This is a genomic window from Enterobacter sp. 296B2 (assembly GCF_034106185.1).
Taxonomy (GTDB): Bacteria; Pseudomonadota; Gammaproteobacteria; order Enterobacterales; family Enterobacteriaceae; genus Enterobacter; species Enterobacter cloacae_N.
This window is the reverse complement of sequence record NZ_JAWNCA010000004.1, coordinates 131,226-146,065: the sequence shown is the minus strand read 5'-3', so window position 1 is coordinate 146,065 and position 14,840 is coordinate 131,226. Positions and strand designations below refer to the sequence as shown.

Below are 14,840 nucleotides of genomic sequence, written 5' to 3'. Positions count from 1 at the left end.
GTAATTATGATGCAAAATTAACAGGGCGCTGTATTTTAACGACTTCCACGAATATCTGCCTGCTTCCTGCATCCTTTTCTTCAAATCTGACGGATGAACAGCGTATAATCCCGCTCCTTTTGTCTATTTTTTCTTCGGAAGCATTATGAGCGCAATCTCCCTGATCCAGCCGGATCGTGACCTCTTCTCCTGGCCCCAGTACTGGGCGGCCTGCTTTGGACCGGCGCCGTTCCTGCCGATGTCCCGGGAAGAGATGGACCAGCTGGGCTGGGACAGCTGCGATATCATTCTGGTCACGGGCGATGCCTACGTTGACCATCCGAGCTTCGGCATGGCCATCTGTGGCCGTATGCTCGAAGCGCAGGGCTTCCGCGTGGGGATCATCTCCCAGCCCGACTGGAACAGTAAAGACGACTTTATGCGTCTGGGTAAACCCAACCTGTTCTTCGGTGTCACCGCCGGCAACATGGACTCGATGATCAACCGCTATACCGCCGACCGCAAGCTGCGCCATGACGACGCCTACACGCCGGATAACGTGGCGGGTAAACGCCCGGATCGCGCGACCCTGGTCTATACCCAGCGCTGCAAAGAAGCCTGGAAAGACGTGCCGGTGATTCTGGGCGGCATCGAGGCGAGCCTGCGCCGCACCGCGCACTATGACTACTGGTCGGATACGGTTCGCCGCTCGGTGCTGGTGGACTCCAAGGCCGACATGCTGATTTACGGTAACGGCGAGCGTCCGCTGGTGGAAGTTGCGCACCGTCTGTCGCAGGGCGAGCCGGTGAGCAGCATCCGTGACGTGCGCAACACCGCGATCATGGTGAAAGAGGCGCTGCCGGGCTGGAGCGGGGTAGATTCCCGTATCATCGATATGCCGGGCAAAATCGATCCGATCCCGCACCCGTATGGTGAAGATCTGCCGTGTGCGGATAACAAGCCGGTTGAGCCGAAGAAAGCGGAAGCGAAGGCTATCGTTGTGCAGCCGCCGCGTCCGAAGCCGTGGGAAAAGACCTATGTGCTGCTGCCGTCCTACGAGAAGGTAAAAGCCGACAAGGTGCTCTACGCGCACGCGTCCCGTATTCTGCACCACGAAACCAACCCGGGCTGCGCCCGCGCGTTGATGCAGAAGCACGGCGAGCGCTTTATCTGGATCAACCCGCCGGCGATCCCGCTCTCCACCGAAGAGATGGACAGCGTCTTTGCGCTGCCTTACAAGCGCGTGCCGCACCCGGCGTACGGCAACGCCCGTATCCCGGCGTATGAGATGATCCGCTTCTCGATCAACATCATGCGCGGCTGCTTCGGCGGCTGTTCCTTCTGCTCAATTACCGAGCACGAGGGGCGCATTATCCAGAGCCGCTCTGAAGATTCGATCATCAATGAGATCGAAGCCATTCGCGACTCGGTGCCGGGCTTTACCGGGGTGATCTCCGATCTCGGCGGCCCAACCGCGAACATGTATATGCTGCGCTGCAAATCGCCGCGCGCGGAGCAGACCTGCCGTCGTCTCTCGTGCGTCTACCCGAGCATTTGCGAGCACATGGACACCAACCACGAACCGACGATCAACCTCTACCGCCGCGCGCGCGACCTGAAGGGCATCAAGAAGATCCTCATCGCCTCCGGAGTACGTTACGACATTGCCGTGGAAGATCCGCGCTACATCAAAGAGCTGGCGACGCACCACGTTGGCGGCTATCTGAAGATTGCGCCGGAGCACACCGAAGAAGGCCCGCTGTCGAAGATGATGAAGCCGGGCATGGGCAGTTACGATCGCTTTAAGCAGCTGTTCGACACCTACTCGAAACAGGCGGGCAAAGAGCAGTATCTGATCCCGTACTTCATCTCCGCGCACCCGGGCACGCGCGATGAAGACATGGTCAACCTGGCGCTGTGGCTGAAGCAGCGTCGCTTCCGTCTGGATCAGGTGCAGAACTTCTATCCGTCGCCGCTCGCCAACTCGACGACCATGTATTACACCGGCAAGAACCCGCTGAGTAAGATTGGCTACAAGAGTGAAGAGGTGGTGGTACCGAAAGGGGATAAACAGCGCCGTCTGCATAAGGCGCTGCTGCGCTATCACGATCCGAAAAACTGGCCGCTGATCCGCCAGGCGCTGGAAGAGATGGGTAAAAAACACCTGATTGGCTCGCGCCGTGACTGCCTGGTACCGGCCCCGACGCTGGATGAGATGCGCGAAGCGCGTCGCCAGAACCGCAATACGCGCCCCGCGCTGACAAAGCACACGCCGATTGTCCATCAGCGTTCGAACGGTGGTGCGGGGACGAAGAAGAGCGCAAAGCGTAAGATTGGATAACGATGATGTCCTCACCCCTCACCCCTCACCCTAACCCTCTCCCCAAAGGGGAGACGGCACATGAACACCCACACCCCAATGGGGCGAGGGCCGGGTGGGGGGATTACCCGCCAAACTGATCCGGATCGGGCCCTAAACGCTTGCCCTTATCAAGCTTCGCAATTTCACCCAGCTCGTCTTTGTCCAGCCGGAAATCCCAGACGTCAAAGTTCTCGGCGATGCGCGACGGCGTGACCGATTTCGGAATGACCACCAGGCCGTTGTCCAGATGCCAGCGAATGACGATTTGCGCCGGGGTTTTACCGTATTTATCCGCCAGGTCGCGGATAATTTTCTGATCGAACACGCCTTCACCACCCTGCGCCAGCGGGCTCCAGGATTCGGTTTGGATCTTGTGGGTGGCGTTCCAGGCATGAAGCTGACGCTGCTGCAGTAGCGGGTGCAGCTCGATCTGGTTAATCACCGGTGCGACGCCCGTTTCATCAATCAGACGCTGCAGGTGATGTACCTGGAAGTTACAGACGCCGATGCTTTTCACCAGCCCCTCTTTCTGCAGTTCAATCATCCCTTTCCAGGCGTCAACGTAATGGTCGATGGCCGGAACTGGCCAGTGCATCAGGTACAGATCGACGAAATCGAGCTGGAGTTTCTCCAGGCTCTCCTGCAACGCTTCACGGGGGCGCTTTTGATCGTCGTTCCACAGTTTAGTGGTGATAAATAGCTCATCGCGGGGTACGCCGGCGCTGGCCAGCGCGGTACCCACGCCGTCCTCGTTTTTGTACGCGGCGGCGGTATCAATCGACCGATAGCCGACTTCCAGTGCTTTATGAATGGCGGAGACGACCTCGTCGTTACCGGCTTTCCATACACCTAGCCCCAGCTGGGGCATCACGTTGCCGTCCTGCAGCTTGATTACGGTTTGGTTTGCCATTTTTCCTCCTTCAGGTGCGCATCGTCGGAGGGGGACTCCGACGATGGGGTGTGCATTAAGTCTGGACGAAATGTCAAAAAACGAAAGTCGGGAGGGCAAAAACGCTTAGCGTGCTGCTTCGTAGATACGACGGCTCACGTCCAGCGTAATGTCCCCGTGCTCGCCGAGCTGGGTCATGCCGTGCTCTTCGAGTTTTGCCAGCAGGGCAGGGATGGAGCTGCCGTCCAGGCCGTAGCCGGACAGACGCGTTGGCACGCCCAGGCTTTCAAAGAAGCTGCGGGTCGCTTCAATGGCAGCATCAATACGCGCATCGTCAGAACCCTCGGTGATGTTCCACACGCGCTCGGCGTACTGCAGCAGTTTGGCGCGCTTGGTGTCGCGTTTTTCGTTCCACAGCGCGGGCAGCACAACGGCCAGGGTCTGAGCGTGGTCCAGACCGTGCATCGCCGTCAGCTCATGGCCGAGCATGTGGGTCGCCCAGTCCTGAGGCACGCCAGCGCCGATCAGGCCGTTCAGCGCCTGCGTTGCGGCCCACATGACGTTGGCGCGAACGTCATAGTTCTCCGGCTCTTTCAGCGCTTTCGGGCCCTCTTCAATCAGCGTCAGCAGAATGCCTTCTGCGAAGCGATCCTGAATTTTTGCATTCACCGGGTAGGTCACGTACTGCTCCACGGTGTGAACAAAGGCATCGACCACGCCGTTCGCCACCTGACGCGCGGGCAGGGTGTAGGTGTACACCGGATCCAGAATAGCGAAGACAGGCTGAACGTGTTCGTTCATAAAGGCCTGCTTGTCGCCGGTGGTTTTGCGGGAGATCACCGCCCCCTTGTTGGATTCAGAGCCGGTGGCCGGGAGGGTTAGCACGGAGCCCATCGGGATCGCGCTTTTGATGTCGCTGCCGCGGGTTTCCAGGATGTGCCATGGGTCAACGCCGTCAGCGTAGTGCGCTGCCGCCGCGATGAACTTAGTGCCGTCCAGCACGGAGCCGCCGCCGACCGCCAGCAGGAAGGTGATATTTTCTTCGCGGGCGATTTTCACCGCGTTCATCAGCGTTTCGTAAGACGGGTTTGGCTCGATACCGCCGAACTCACGCACGTCCAGGCCGCTCAGGGCGCTGTAAACCTGATCCAGCACGCCGGTTTTTTTCACGCTGCCGCCACCGTAGGTGATCAGCACGCGAGCATCAGCAGGGATCTGCGCGCGCAGATCGGCGATAGCGTCTTTACCAAACAGAATGCGGGTTGGGGTATGAAGATTAAAGTTGTTCATTGCTCGTTCCCTTTAGTGGGTGAAAAACCGTGGTGGCGCTGATGGCTACCTGATGCTGCTCATTGTGGCCGTCCGGGACCAGGCCCTCAATGCACATTCCTGCCGATGTCTTGCCCATTTCTACAGAGCGCTGGAGAAACTTCGGAAAAATGCGCAGACTGTAAGGGTCGGAAACCGTACCCGGAGTAACGTAAAATGAACCGCGAAGCGATCTGCCACCAGCTCACGGCGCAGATTAAAATACTGATAGATAAAGAAAATAACGTCAGCGACCTGCTGCCGGACATTCGCCTGCTTTACGGCACGCAACCCGGGACGCGCACGCCGGTGATGTACCAGCCGGGCATCGTTTTTCTCTTCTCTGGCCATAAAATTGGCTATATCAACGAGCGCGTGTTCCGCTACGACACCAATGAATATCTGCTCCTGACGGTACCTTTACCCTTCGAATGTGAAACCTTCGCGACAGAGGAGGTCCCGCTGGCGGGTATTCGCGTCAACGTTGATATTCTTCAGCTGCAGGAGCTGCTGATGGAGATTGGCGAAGACGAGCTCTTCCAGCCGTCGATGGCCTCCAGCGGGATTAACTCGGCGACGCTGTCGGAAGAGATCCTCTGCGCCATTGAGCGCCTGCTGGATGTCATGGAGAGGCCGCTGGACGCGCGTATTCTCGGCAAGCAGATCGTTCGCGAAATTCTTTACCACGTGCTGCTGGGCCCGGGCGGCGGGGCGTTACTCGCCCTGGTGAGCCGACAGACCCACTTCAGCCTGATCAGCCGCGTGCTCAAGCGTATTGAGAGTCAGTACACGGAAAACCTCAGCGTTGACCAGCTGGCCGCGGAAGCGAACATGAGCGTCTCGGCGTTTCACCATAACTTTAAGTCGGTGACCAGCACTTCGCCGCTGCAGTACCTCAAAACCTACCGGCTGCATAAGGCGCGCATGCTGATGATCCACGACGGCATGAAGGCCAGCGCGGCGGCCATGCGGGTGGGTTACGAAAGCGCGTCGCAGTTCAGTCGGGAGTTTAAGCGCTATTTCGGCGTCACGCCGGGAGAAGATGCATCACGCATCCGAACCATGCAGGGAGCTTAGGCTTTTTTCCCTCTCCCCAATGGGGAGAGGGTCAGGGTGAGGGGATCAGGCACTGCAATACTTTTTCTTGATCACCACCGCAATCGTCCCTACCAGCCCTGCCACCAGCAGGAAAATCGGCAGGATCATCAGGAAGGTCATTACCTGATCTTCGTGATGTTTCACAAACGGGATCATGTTCAGCGCATAGCCGAACGTGGTTACGACACCGACCCACAGCAGGCCGCTCAGCCAGTTGAAGAACTGAAACCGGCGGTTAGACAGCCCGGAAATACCCGCCATGGTGGGCAGAAGAGTGCGAACAAACGCCAGAAAACGCCCGGCCAGCAGTGCCAGCAGGCCGTGTCGGTCAAACATACAGGTCGCACGCTGATGGTATTTATGGGGCAACTGCGCCAGCCAGCTTTTTACCACGCGCGTGTTTCCAAGCCAGCGGCCCTGCAGATAGCTCAGCCAGCAGCCCAGGCTCGCGGCGGAGGTGAGGATAACCATCGTGGGCGTAAAGTCCATGACGCCTTTGCCAATCAAGGCCCCGGCAAGTAAAAGCAAACTGTCACCGGGTAAAAACGAGGCTGGCAGTAATCCATTTTCCAGAAACAGCGTTGCGAACATCACAAAATAGACGACGCCTATGACGTGAGGATCCGCCAGGGCGGCAAAATCATGTTGCCAGAGCGCCGCGATAATATCTTGAATAACAGCCATGGACTTTCCTGTGGAACAGCAGAGATAACGCTATTGTACTCCCAATTTTACCTGCCGGGATTGATCGCAGGCGCAACTCATGCAGACTTTTCTGCTTGCAGTGTTCACAAAAGCGTCCGGAGAGTACATTTTCAGCCCGCACTCTACACGATACGTTCAAACCCTGCAGATAAATCCGCAATTAAATCGTCCACGTTTTCTAAACCGATATGCAATCTAATGAGGGTGCCGCTGAAGTCCACTTCACCGCCGGGGCGCAGGGCCGCGATCTGCTCCGGCTGATTCGGCAGGATCAGGGATTCAAAACCGCCCCAGGAGTAGGCCATGCTGAAGAGGGTAAAATTATCCAGATAGCTCGCCAGCTCGTCATTATTGAGCCGTTTTTTAAGCACAAACGAGAACAGCCCGCTGCTGCCCGTAAAGTCACGCTGCCAGAACTCATGGCCCTTACTGCCCGGCAGTGCCGGATGGTTCACGCGCTCAACCTGCGGATGCTGCGCCAGCCACTCAGCGATTTTCAGACTACTTTCATGATGCTGACGCAGGCGAACCCCCAGCGTGCGGATACCACGGCTGGTCATGTATGCCGTGTCTGCATCCACCATCTGGCCCATCAGGTAGGCATTTTCACGCAGCTGGTCCCAGCAGCGCGCGTTGGATACCGCGGTGCCAATCATCCCGTCAGAGTGGCCAATCAGGTATTTCGTTGCCGCCTGAATCGAGATATCAATGTCGAATTCCAGCGCCTTAAACAGCACGCCCGCCGCCCAGGTGTTGTCGATCATGATAATCGCCTCTGGCGCTTTGCTGCGTACGGCCTTAACGATAGCCGGCACGTCGTGCACTTCCATGGTGATAGAACCGGGAGATTCCAAGAACACAATGCGCGTGTTTGGCTGGATAAGTTCAGCAATGCCTTCACCAATCAGCGGGTCAAACCAGCCGGTCGTTACGCCGAGCTTGCTGAGGATTTTGGTGCAGAAATCCTGGCTGGGTTCATAGGCCGTGTTGGTCATCAGGATATGGTCGCCCTGTTCCACAAACGCCAGAATGGTGTTAGCAACCGCCGCCGCCCCGCACGGGAACAGCGCGCAGCCCACGCCGCCTTCCAGCTCGCACATCGCCTCCTGCAGAGAAAAGTGGGTTAGGGTGCCGCGACGACCATAGAACAACCCGCCTTTCGCGCGGTTGCGCGTGGCGATTTTTTTCTCCTCAACGGTGTCAAACACCAGGGAAGAGGCGCGTTGAATCACGCTGTTAACCGAACCCTGAGTATATTTTTTGCTGCGTCCAGCCTGTACCAGCGTGGTATCAAGATGCTTCTTCGTCATATTTGCAAACCCTGTTTTTATACGTCTGGACGTCCAGACTACCACGATTGTAAAAAACTGCACCCGCATGCTTATCGAATAAGCAGAAAATATTAGCAAAAAAGCGCATAAGAAATTTTTACTGCGTAAGCGCAAGGAAAGTGAGCGAAAATTAAGGCACCATGTAAATACTAATGAGAACGACTATCAATTCGACGACTTTTTGATATTATTACGTTCAGATTTTGTGATTTGCGTCCTGGAGATACAGAGTGGGTAATAATTTGATGCAGACGGATCTCTCCGTTTGGGGCATGTATCATCATGCTGACATCGTGGTTAAGATTGTGATGATCGGCCTGATTCTGGCGTCCGTTGTCACCTGGGCTATCTTCTTCAGCAAAAGCGCCGAGCTGCTTTCGCAGAAGCGTCGCCTCAAGCGGGAACAGCAGCAGCTGGCAGAAGCCCGCTCTCTGGATCAGGCTTCTGAGATGACCTCATCCTTCCACGCGAAAAGCCTGACCACCCTGTTAGTGAATGAAGCTCAGAACGAGCTGGAACTCTCCGCCGGCAGTGAAGATAACGAAGGCATTAAAGAGCGTACCGGTTTCCGTCTGGAGCGTCGTGTTGCGGCCGTTGGTCGACACATGGGACGCGGCAATGGTTATCTGGCGACCATCGGCGCGATTTCGCCGTTCATTGGTCTGTTCGGTACGGTCTGGGGCATCATGAACAGCTTTATCGGTATTGCGCAGACCCAAACCACTAACCTCGCGGTGGTTGCGCCGGGTATCGCGGAAGCGCTGCTGGCGACGGCAATCGGTCTGGTTGCCGCTATCCCTGCGGTGGTTATCTACAACATCTTCGCGCGTATGATTGGCAGCTACAAAGCGACTCTCGGAGACGTTGCCGCCCAGGTTCTGCTGCTGCAAAGCCGCGATCTCGACCTGAATGCCAGCGCCGTGAAGCCGGTCCATGCGGCGTCTAAACTGCGCGTAGGTTAATAGTATGGCGATGCGTCTCAACGAAAATCTGGACGATAACGGCGAAATGCACGAAATCAACGTGACGCCGTTTATCGACGTCATGCTGGTGCTGCTGATTATCTTCATGGTGGCTGCGCCGCTGGCGACGGTCGACGTGAAGGTGAATCTGCCTGCCTCCTCCAGCCAGCCGCAGCCGCGTCCGGAAAAGCCTATCTATCTGTCGGTGAAAGCGGATAAATCCATGTTCCTGGGTAACGACCCGGTAACGGATGCTTCCGTTATTCCGGCGCTGGATCGGCTTACCGGCGGCAAGAAAGACACCACCGTTTTCTTCCGGGCGGACAAAACCGTCGACTACGAAACCATGATGAAGGTAATGGACACGCTGCATCAGGCGGGTTATCTGAAGATTGGGCTGGTCGGGGAAGAGAAAGCGGCCTCGAAGTGATACAGAAGCTGGCGAAAGCCGGCTTTTTTTATGCCTGTCGGTTTATGCGTTTTTGTCGTCCGTCGGTGCGGTAGAGGAGGTTGCAAGCGCATCCTCATCGAGCGCAACGCAGGTGACGTTTGACGTACGGTATTCACCGGCTGACAGTTTGCGCGTCAGGCGCAGGGTGGCGACTTCTCTGGCAAGCAGATACTGATAGTTGGCCTCAAGACGTCCCAGCAGTTTCTCTTTCAATTCTGGTTGCTGTTCGATGATGGCGTTCATCACAGCACCGTAAATTTCTTCTTTGACCTGTAACGGATAAATCTCGCGGCGATTCTGCCATTTCAGACGCACCAGCGTTGCCGGGATCGATACCATGTCTTGTGTAATACGCGTCATCTCGGCATTTTTTGCATTTCTCAGTGCCTCGATATTTTGCTTTAAGATAAATTCATCACTTTTTTTATCATCTAAAGTCAAATAAACGTCATTGTCTTTAACTTCTTTCACGTTAATCTTCCCCCAGGGTATAAAAAATAGGGTTGTTTTTTTCTCGCGTAATTAGATTAAGCCAAATTTCATTGCCGGCATCATTTATTTCTTTTGTTTTTTCAGCCATTATTTGACTTAGTTTCTGGGCATCTATTTCACCTTCGGCCTGCAGGTCATTCAGCAGGTGGACGAAGGCTTCAATTTTTATAGCGCGAAATAAGCGGTCTTTTATATGGCGATCGTGCTCTTCCAGCAACATATTACGGGATTTGCCAGTGTGGGAAACGCCAATTAATATATCTGGCTCGAAATCAGAGAGCTTTCTTTTCCCCTGAGTTAAACTGGCCTTTTTTTCTTCTTCCATCGGTTGCTGTTCCACAGGCGCAATGTGGTACTTAGCCGGGACGAGATAGTCGGGCAGCATTTTAATTTCCTTTATTTTCAACAGGGTGGGGTTGGTAAAGGCGTGAGATTCGTTGACAATATCATGAGGCAATTTTAAAATCAAAAAAAATGGAGCCAACCCATGAACAGCATTTTTTTTACGGTCATCACATTACTATTACTGACCGCTGGTGTGCTTTTATTGATGCAGGAGTTCAATAAAACGAAAGTGTCGAAAGACACCAGTGAACCGCCACAGCCTGAGCTGATGACAAAAGAGGAAGGAGAAGACCATTTCTCTGTTCTGATGAACTCCGTTACGCCTGTCTGGTACTGGCGGGTGAATCATGAATATATCGACTTCTTACACGCGACAATTAAACGTATGAAAATGTCGGAAATTAATGATACCCCCGGTCTGTTTGAGGCTCAGCGTCGCTGTAGCGACCTCAATTCGGCGGTTTATAAATATTATGACAATATCAAAAAGCGCTGTCTTAACGGTGAGAAGGTTTCCTGTTCCGATCTGGACGTATTAAATTTGCGGCAGTGTTTTCGCGAGTTCAGTCTGGAAGCCTACCCCGAGCTTGTGGCGCTGGTCTGGCCGGAGTATGCGCGTCCGGAGGTCAACCCGGACAACGTCTGAGTGACGTGCGGGTTAGTTCTTGCAAACAGTCAGCGCCGTTGAGATATACTGAGCGCTGGTTTCGTTTGCAGACAGGATTTTATGGAACGCTTCTTTGAAAACGCAATGTATGCCTCTCGCTGGCTGCTCGCACCCGTCTATTTCGGTCTTTCCCTGGCGCTGGTCGCCCTGACGATCAAGTTCTTCCAGGAGATTTTCCACGTCTTGCCTAACATTTTCTCCGTGGCGGAAGCAGATTTGATTCTGGTTCTGCTGTCGCTGGTGGATATGACGCTGGTGGGCGGCTTACTGGTGATGGTGATGTTCTCCGGTTATGAGAACTTCGTCTCTCAGCTTGATATCGCCGAGCATAAAGAAAAGCTCAGCTGGCTCGGAAAAATGGACGCATCATCGCTGAAGAATAAAGTTGCGGCATCTATAGTGGCGATCTCCTCTATCCACCTGTTACGCGTGTTTATGGACGCGAAAAACGTGCCGGATAATAAGCTGATGTGGTATGTGATTATCCATCTGACGTTTGTGCTGTCGGCGTTTGTGATGGGGTATCTGGATAAGATCAGTAAGAAGTAGAGACACCTTACCCCTCACCCTAACCCTCTCCCCAGAGGGGAGAGGGAACTTGAATACCCTCTCCCCTCTGGGGAGAGGGCAGGGTGAGGGCGTCAGACCGCACTATTTATCCGATGACGCCTGCCACAGATTCAACTCTCCATCCGCAACGTGCTGGTCAATCCGCTTGAGTTCGTCATCAGTAAAGCGCAGATTTTCCAGCGCCTGAACGTTCTCCTCCAGCTGTTCCGGACGGCTCGCGCCTATCAGCACTGACGTCACGCGTTCATCTTTCAACAACCAGCTTAGCGCCATCTGCGCCATCGTCTGCCCGCGCGCCTGCGCCATCTCATTAAGCAGACGAAGACTTTTCAGGTTAGCTTCAGTCAGCATTTTCTGCGTCAGGCCGCGCACTTTGTTCCCTTCGCGCTGCATGCGAGAACCTTCAGGAATACCGTTCAGGTATTTTCCGGTCAGCAGACCCTGCGCCAGCGGGGTAAAGGCGATACACCCCGTGCCGTTTGCTTCCAGCGCATCCAGCAAGCCGGTCTTATCGACCCAGCGGTTAAGCAGGTTATAGGACGGCTGGTGGATCAGCAGCGGGATCTTCCACTCGTGAAGCAGCGCGGCCATTTTTTGTGTGCGCTCGGTAGAGTAGGAGGAAATGCCCACGTATAGCGCTTTTCCACTCTGAACCGCGTGAGCCAGCGCGGAGGCTGTCTCTTCCATCGGCGTATTTTCATCCACGCGGTGGGAGTAGAAAATATCCACATACTCAACGCCCATGCGTTTCAGGCTCTGGTCGAGACTGGCGAGCAGATATTTACGTGATCCCCCCGAACCATACGGCCCCGGCCACATGTCGTAGCCGGCTTTGGTGGAGATAATCAGCTCGTCGCGGTACGCGGCAAAGTCCTCACGCAGCAGGCGGCCAAAGTTCTCTTCCGCGCTACCCGCTGGCGGGCCGTAGTTGTTGGCAAGATCGAAATGGGTAATACCGAGGTCGAAGGCTTTATGCAGCAGCGCGCGCTGGGAATCAAGAGGCTGGATGTGGCCGAAGCTATGCCACAGACCCAGCGACAGCGCAGGCAGGCGCAGGCCGCTCTTGCCGCAATAGCGGTACTGCATATTCTCGTAGCGGGTAGCGTCAGGGTACCAGGACATGATGTCTCCTTTCTTATTTAATGGATTTTCGAAACAGCGTTTTTATTCTGTGTTTATCAAATCATAAATTAAGCAGAGAAGCGACGACATGCCCAAACCCTGTGATGTGGAAAGGTAATGCTTAACCATGACTGCGTTACCTGTGAAGCCATGCTAACTAAAAATAATCACAAAACGTTATAATTTCCCTGCACCCTGCCGATAACGAGAGTAGCACTCGCCTCTGGGCGAATTCACCCTCACGGCAAGGAAGACTTATGAATATGCTTCGTAATTTCACGATCCGTTTCGTCATGCTGACGATCCTCGGAATCTTTTGTTTAATGTGGGCGGGCGTCGGGCTGTACAGCACCTGGTCCCTTTCACGGGTATCAGATGGTAATGAAGTCGATCGCCAACTGGTCAAACAGATGATGGTGCTCAGCCAGGGCAACGATCAGTATTTCCGCTTTGTCACCCGTCTGAGCCGCGCCATGGAGGTCAAAGCCGCTGGCGGCACGCCGGATTTGTCCTCTGCCCAACAGGCGCTGGACAACATGGGTAAAAAACTGGTCGAGATGAAGGCGATCTCACCAGGCCCGATGGATGAGCAGATCTCATCCCGGGTGATCGGCGCCTGGCAGGCGCTGCTTGAGCAGGGCGTGACGCCGCAAATGGAGCAGGCGAAGCAGGCGACCCTGGACGGCTACCGCCAGCAGGCCAACAACGTCACTCCGCCGCTGAGCCGTGCGTTCGGTGCGGCCGCCGAGGAGTTCAACAATGCCGCGGCGAAGACGCTCGACAGCACCCGCGTGGTGGTCGACGGCCTGACCAGCATGACCCGCACGGTCATTATTGTCGCCACCATTATCGGCCTGCTGATCCTGCTTTTTACCGACCGCTACCTGGTGGCGATGCTGGTCAAACCGCTGGAGCGTATTCGCCAGCAGTTCCGCCAGATTGCCCAGGGCGATCTCAGCCAGCCCATTGAGCCTTTCGGCCGCAACTGTGTGGGACAGCTGGTGCCGCTATTGAGCGCTATGCAGGACAGCCTGCGTGAAGCCGTCAGCACCATCCGCTCCGGCAGTGAAAATATCTGGCGCGGCGCGACGGAAATTTCCAGCGGCAACAACGACCTCTCTTCCCGCACCGAAGAGCAGGCTGCCGCGCTGGAAGAGACGGCTGCCAGCATGGAACAGCTCACCGCTACCGTGAAACTGAACGCGGAAAGCGCGCGTCAGGCCAGCCAGCTTGCCGATGTGGCCTCAACCACCGCCAGCCGCGGCGGCTCGCTGGTGGAAGAGGTAGTCACCACCATGAGCGGTATTTCGGAAAGCTCGAAGAAAATTGCTGAAATCACCAACGTGATCAACAGCATCGCCTTCCAGACCAATATTCTGGCGCTCAATGCGGCCGTAGAAGCCGCACGCGCGGGCGAGCAGGGGCGTGGTTTCGCCGTGGTGGCGGGTGAAGTCCGTAACCTGGCAAGCCGCAGCGCCAACGCGGCAAAAGAAATTGAGGGGCTGATCGCTGATTCCGTTACCCGCGTCGAGCAGGGAGCGCAGCTGGTGGGCGACACGGGCACCACTATGGATGCGATTTTGCGCGACGTGACGGAAGTGACGACCATTATGAAGCAAATCGCATCGGCTTCTGAGGAGCAAAGCAAGGGCATTTCGCAGGTCGGGATTGCCATTACCCAGATGGACGGCGTCACTCAGCAGAACGCCTCGCTGGTTGAAGAGGTTTCTGCGGCAGCGGCGGCGCTTGAGCGCCAGACCGAAGAGCTTCAGCGCTCGGTGCAAAAGTTCCGCCTGACGGCGTGAGCCTTCTGCTAAGGCCGCTCCGTGCGGCCTTTCTGCTTTTTCGTCTGTTGGATCTCACTCTTTGGGCGGCAGGATGCTCATCGCCTGCTCAGCGGACGCCAGCAATCGTGATGACGGCACGCCGTCACGAGCCTGAACGGATAAGCCATGTAAAAAGACGGCAAAAAAGTCTCCCAGACTGTCAGGATCGGTCGTTTCGGGCAATTCACCGTTTTGCACCGCCAGCCGCAGCCGGTCAATGATCTGCTGCGTGCGCTGCAGGCGATGCTCAGCCAGCCAGGATTTAATGCCGTCATTTTCCGCACTGACGCTAGCGGCTGTAGCAACCACCATGCACCCATGCGGCTTGCCAGGTTGGCTATAAAGCGTAATGGCATCACTCAGCAGCGTTTTGATTGCCTGCCGTACATCACCCTCGGTGGTTAATGCGCGATCCGCGAAGCTGCCTTCTTCGTTTTCATAATGAGCAATCGCTTCCCGAAAGAGCTGTTCTTTTGAACCGAACGCCTTGTAAATGCGCGCCGAAGCGATGCCCAGCTCAGCCACCAAATCTGACATTGAGGTCCCTTCGTACCCTTGTCGCCAGAACAGGTTACGCGCTTTGATAAGCGCCTGGTCGCGATCGAACTGGCGCGGTCTTCCTGCCATTTTGTTGCTCCGGTTTGTCTTCTGTTCACTGCAAACAGGATCGCTTAATTCGTTGGGATTACCAATGAATTTATAAGTTTTGCTTGCGGTTAACTGATTTTACTCC

Annotated in this window: 15 protein-coding genes; 7 read left to right on the top strand and 8 right to left on the bottom strand. The window is 55.5% G+C overall.

Going from position 1 to position 14,840, the window contains the following annotated elements; translation table 11 throughout:
• The first annotated feature begins 145 nt into the window (after positions 1-145).
• Positions 146-2,320, top strand: coding sequence for a YgiQ family radical SAM protein (locus URZ40_RS04670; RefSeq protein ID WP_320719876.1), 2,175 nt, complete (start codon positions 146-148; stop codon positions 2,318-2,320).
• 103 nt (positions 2,321-2,423) lie between these two features.
• Here the strand turns inward: URZ40_RS04670 and dkgA are convergent, their stop codons facing one another.
• Positions 2,424-3,251 (bottom strand): 2,5-didehydrogluconate reductase DkgA, encoded by an 828-nt coding sequence (dkgA, locus tag URZ40_RS04665; RefSeq protein WP_021242117.1) that lies wholly within the window; start codon positions 3,249-3,251, stop codon positions 2,424-2,426.
• Positions 3,252-3,356: 105 nt separating this feature from the next.
• Entirely contained in the window at positions 3,357-4,520 is a 1,164-nt protein-coding gene (yqhD, locus tag URZ40_RS04660; protein ID WP_320719875.1) for an alcohol dehydrogenase, read from the bottom strand.
• Positions 4,521-4,715: 195 nt separating this feature from the next.
• Here yqhD and URZ40_RS04655 point away from each other — a divergent pair, with 195 nt between their 5' ends.
• Complete coding sequence (locus tag URZ40_RS04655) at positions 4,716-5,615, top strand: AraC family transcriptional regulator (protein WP_320719874.1); 900 nt, start codon at positions 4,716-4,718, stop codon at positions 5,613-5,615.
• Between the two features lie 45 nt (positions 5,616-5,660).
• Here the strand turns inward: URZ40_RS04655 and yghB are convergent, their stop codons facing one another.
• Both yghB and metC read right to left on the bottom strand, forming a co-directional pair.
• The gene (yghB, locus tag URZ40_RS04650) at positions 5,661-6,320 is read right to left on the bottom strand and encodes a DedA family general envelope maintenance protein YghB (RefSeq protein ID WP_163329680.1); all 660 of its coding nucleotides are present in this window, start codon (positions 6,318-6,320) and stop codon (positions 5,661-5,663) included.
• 143 nt (positions 6,321-6,463) lie between these two features.
• Positions 6,464-7,651 (bottom strand): cystathionine beta-lyase, encoded by a 1,188-nt coding sequence (gene metC / locus URZ40_RS04645; protein ID WP_116342044.1) that lies wholly within the window; start codon positions 7,649-7,651, stop codon positions 6,464-6,466.
• A gap of 251 nt (positions 7,652-7,902) precedes the next feature.
• On the opposite strand from metC, the gene exbB reads away from it, so the two are divergent.
• Both exbB and exbD read left to right on the top strand, forming a co-directional pair.
• Positions 7,903-8,634 carry a tol-pal system-associated acyl-CoA thioesterase gene (gene exbB / locus URZ40_RS04640; protein ID WP_116342042.1) on the top strand — a complete coding sequence of 244 codons (732 nt, stop codon included), beginning with the start codon at positions 7,903-7,905 and terminating at the stop codon, positions 8,632-8,634.
• 4 nt (positions 8,635-8,638) lie between these two features.
• Positions 8,639-9,064, top strand: coding sequence for a TonB system transport protein ExbD (gene exbD / locus URZ40_RS04635; protein WP_116342040.1), 426 nt, complete (start codon positions 8,639-8,641; stop codon positions 9,062-9,064).
• A 42-nt stretch (positions 9,065-9,106) separates the two neighbouring features.
• Here the strand turns inward: exbD and URZ40_RS04630 are convergent, their stop codons facing one another.
• Together URZ40_RS04630 and URZ40_RS04625 are read right to left on the bottom strand one after the other, a co-directional pair.
• A complete protein-coding gene (locus URZ40_RS04630) occupies positions 9,107-9,556 on the bottom strand; it encodes a cytoplasmic protein (protein WP_116342038.1) in 450 nt (149 codons plus the stop codon).
• Between the two features lies 1 nt (position 9,557).
• The gene (locus URZ40_RS04625; RefSeq protein ID WP_320719871.1) at positions 9,558-9,962 is read right to left on the bottom strand and encodes a hypothetical protein; all 405 of its coding nucleotides are present in this window, start codon (positions 9,960-9,962) and stop codon (positions 9,558-9,560) included.
• A gap of 102 nt (positions 9,963-10,064) precedes the next feature.
• Between URZ40_RS04625 and URZ40_RS04620 the strand changes: the two genes are divergently transcribed.
• On the top strand, positions 10,065-10,568 hold the full coding sequence (locus URZ40_RS04620) for an ESA_00282 family adhesion-associated protein (protein ID WP_116342034.1): 504 nt from the start codon (positions 10,065-10,067) through the stop codon (positions 10,566-10,568).
• A gap of 81 nt (positions 10,569-10,649) precedes the next feature.
• Positions 10,650-11,138, top strand: a complete 489-nt coding sequence (locus URZ40_RS04615) for a TIGR00645 family protein (protein WP_003862473.1) — start codon at positions 10,650-10,652, stop codon at positions 11,136-11,138.
• Positions 11,139-11,240: 102 nt separating this feature from the next.
• On the opposite strand, the gene URZ40_RS04610 is transcribed toward URZ40_RS04615, so the two are convergent.
• A complete protein-coding gene (locus tag URZ40_RS04610) occupies positions 11,241-12,281 on the bottom strand; it encodes an aldo/keto reductase (RefSeq protein ID WP_316379931.1) in 1,041 nt (346 codons plus the stop codon).
• 257 nt (positions 12,282-12,538) lie between these two features.
• Between URZ40_RS04610 and URZ40_RS04605 the strand changes: the two genes are divergently transcribed.
• The gene (locus URZ40_RS04605) at positions 12,539-14,086 is read left to right on the top strand and encodes a methyl-accepting chemotaxis protein (RefSeq protein ID WP_163329677.1); all 1,548 of its coding nucleotides are present in this window, start codon (positions 12,539-12,541) and stop codon (positions 14,084-14,086) included.
• A 54-nt stretch (positions 14,087-14,140) separates the two neighbouring features.
• On the opposite strand, the gene URZ40_RS04600 is transcribed toward URZ40_RS04605, so the two are convergent.
• Complete coding sequence (locus tag URZ40_RS04600; protein WP_116342028.1) at positions 14,141-14,734, bottom strand: TetR/AcrR family transcriptional regulator; 594 nt, start codon at positions 14,732-14,734, stop codon at positions 14,141-14,143.
• Between the last annotated feature and the right edge of the window lie 106 nt (positions 14,735-14,840).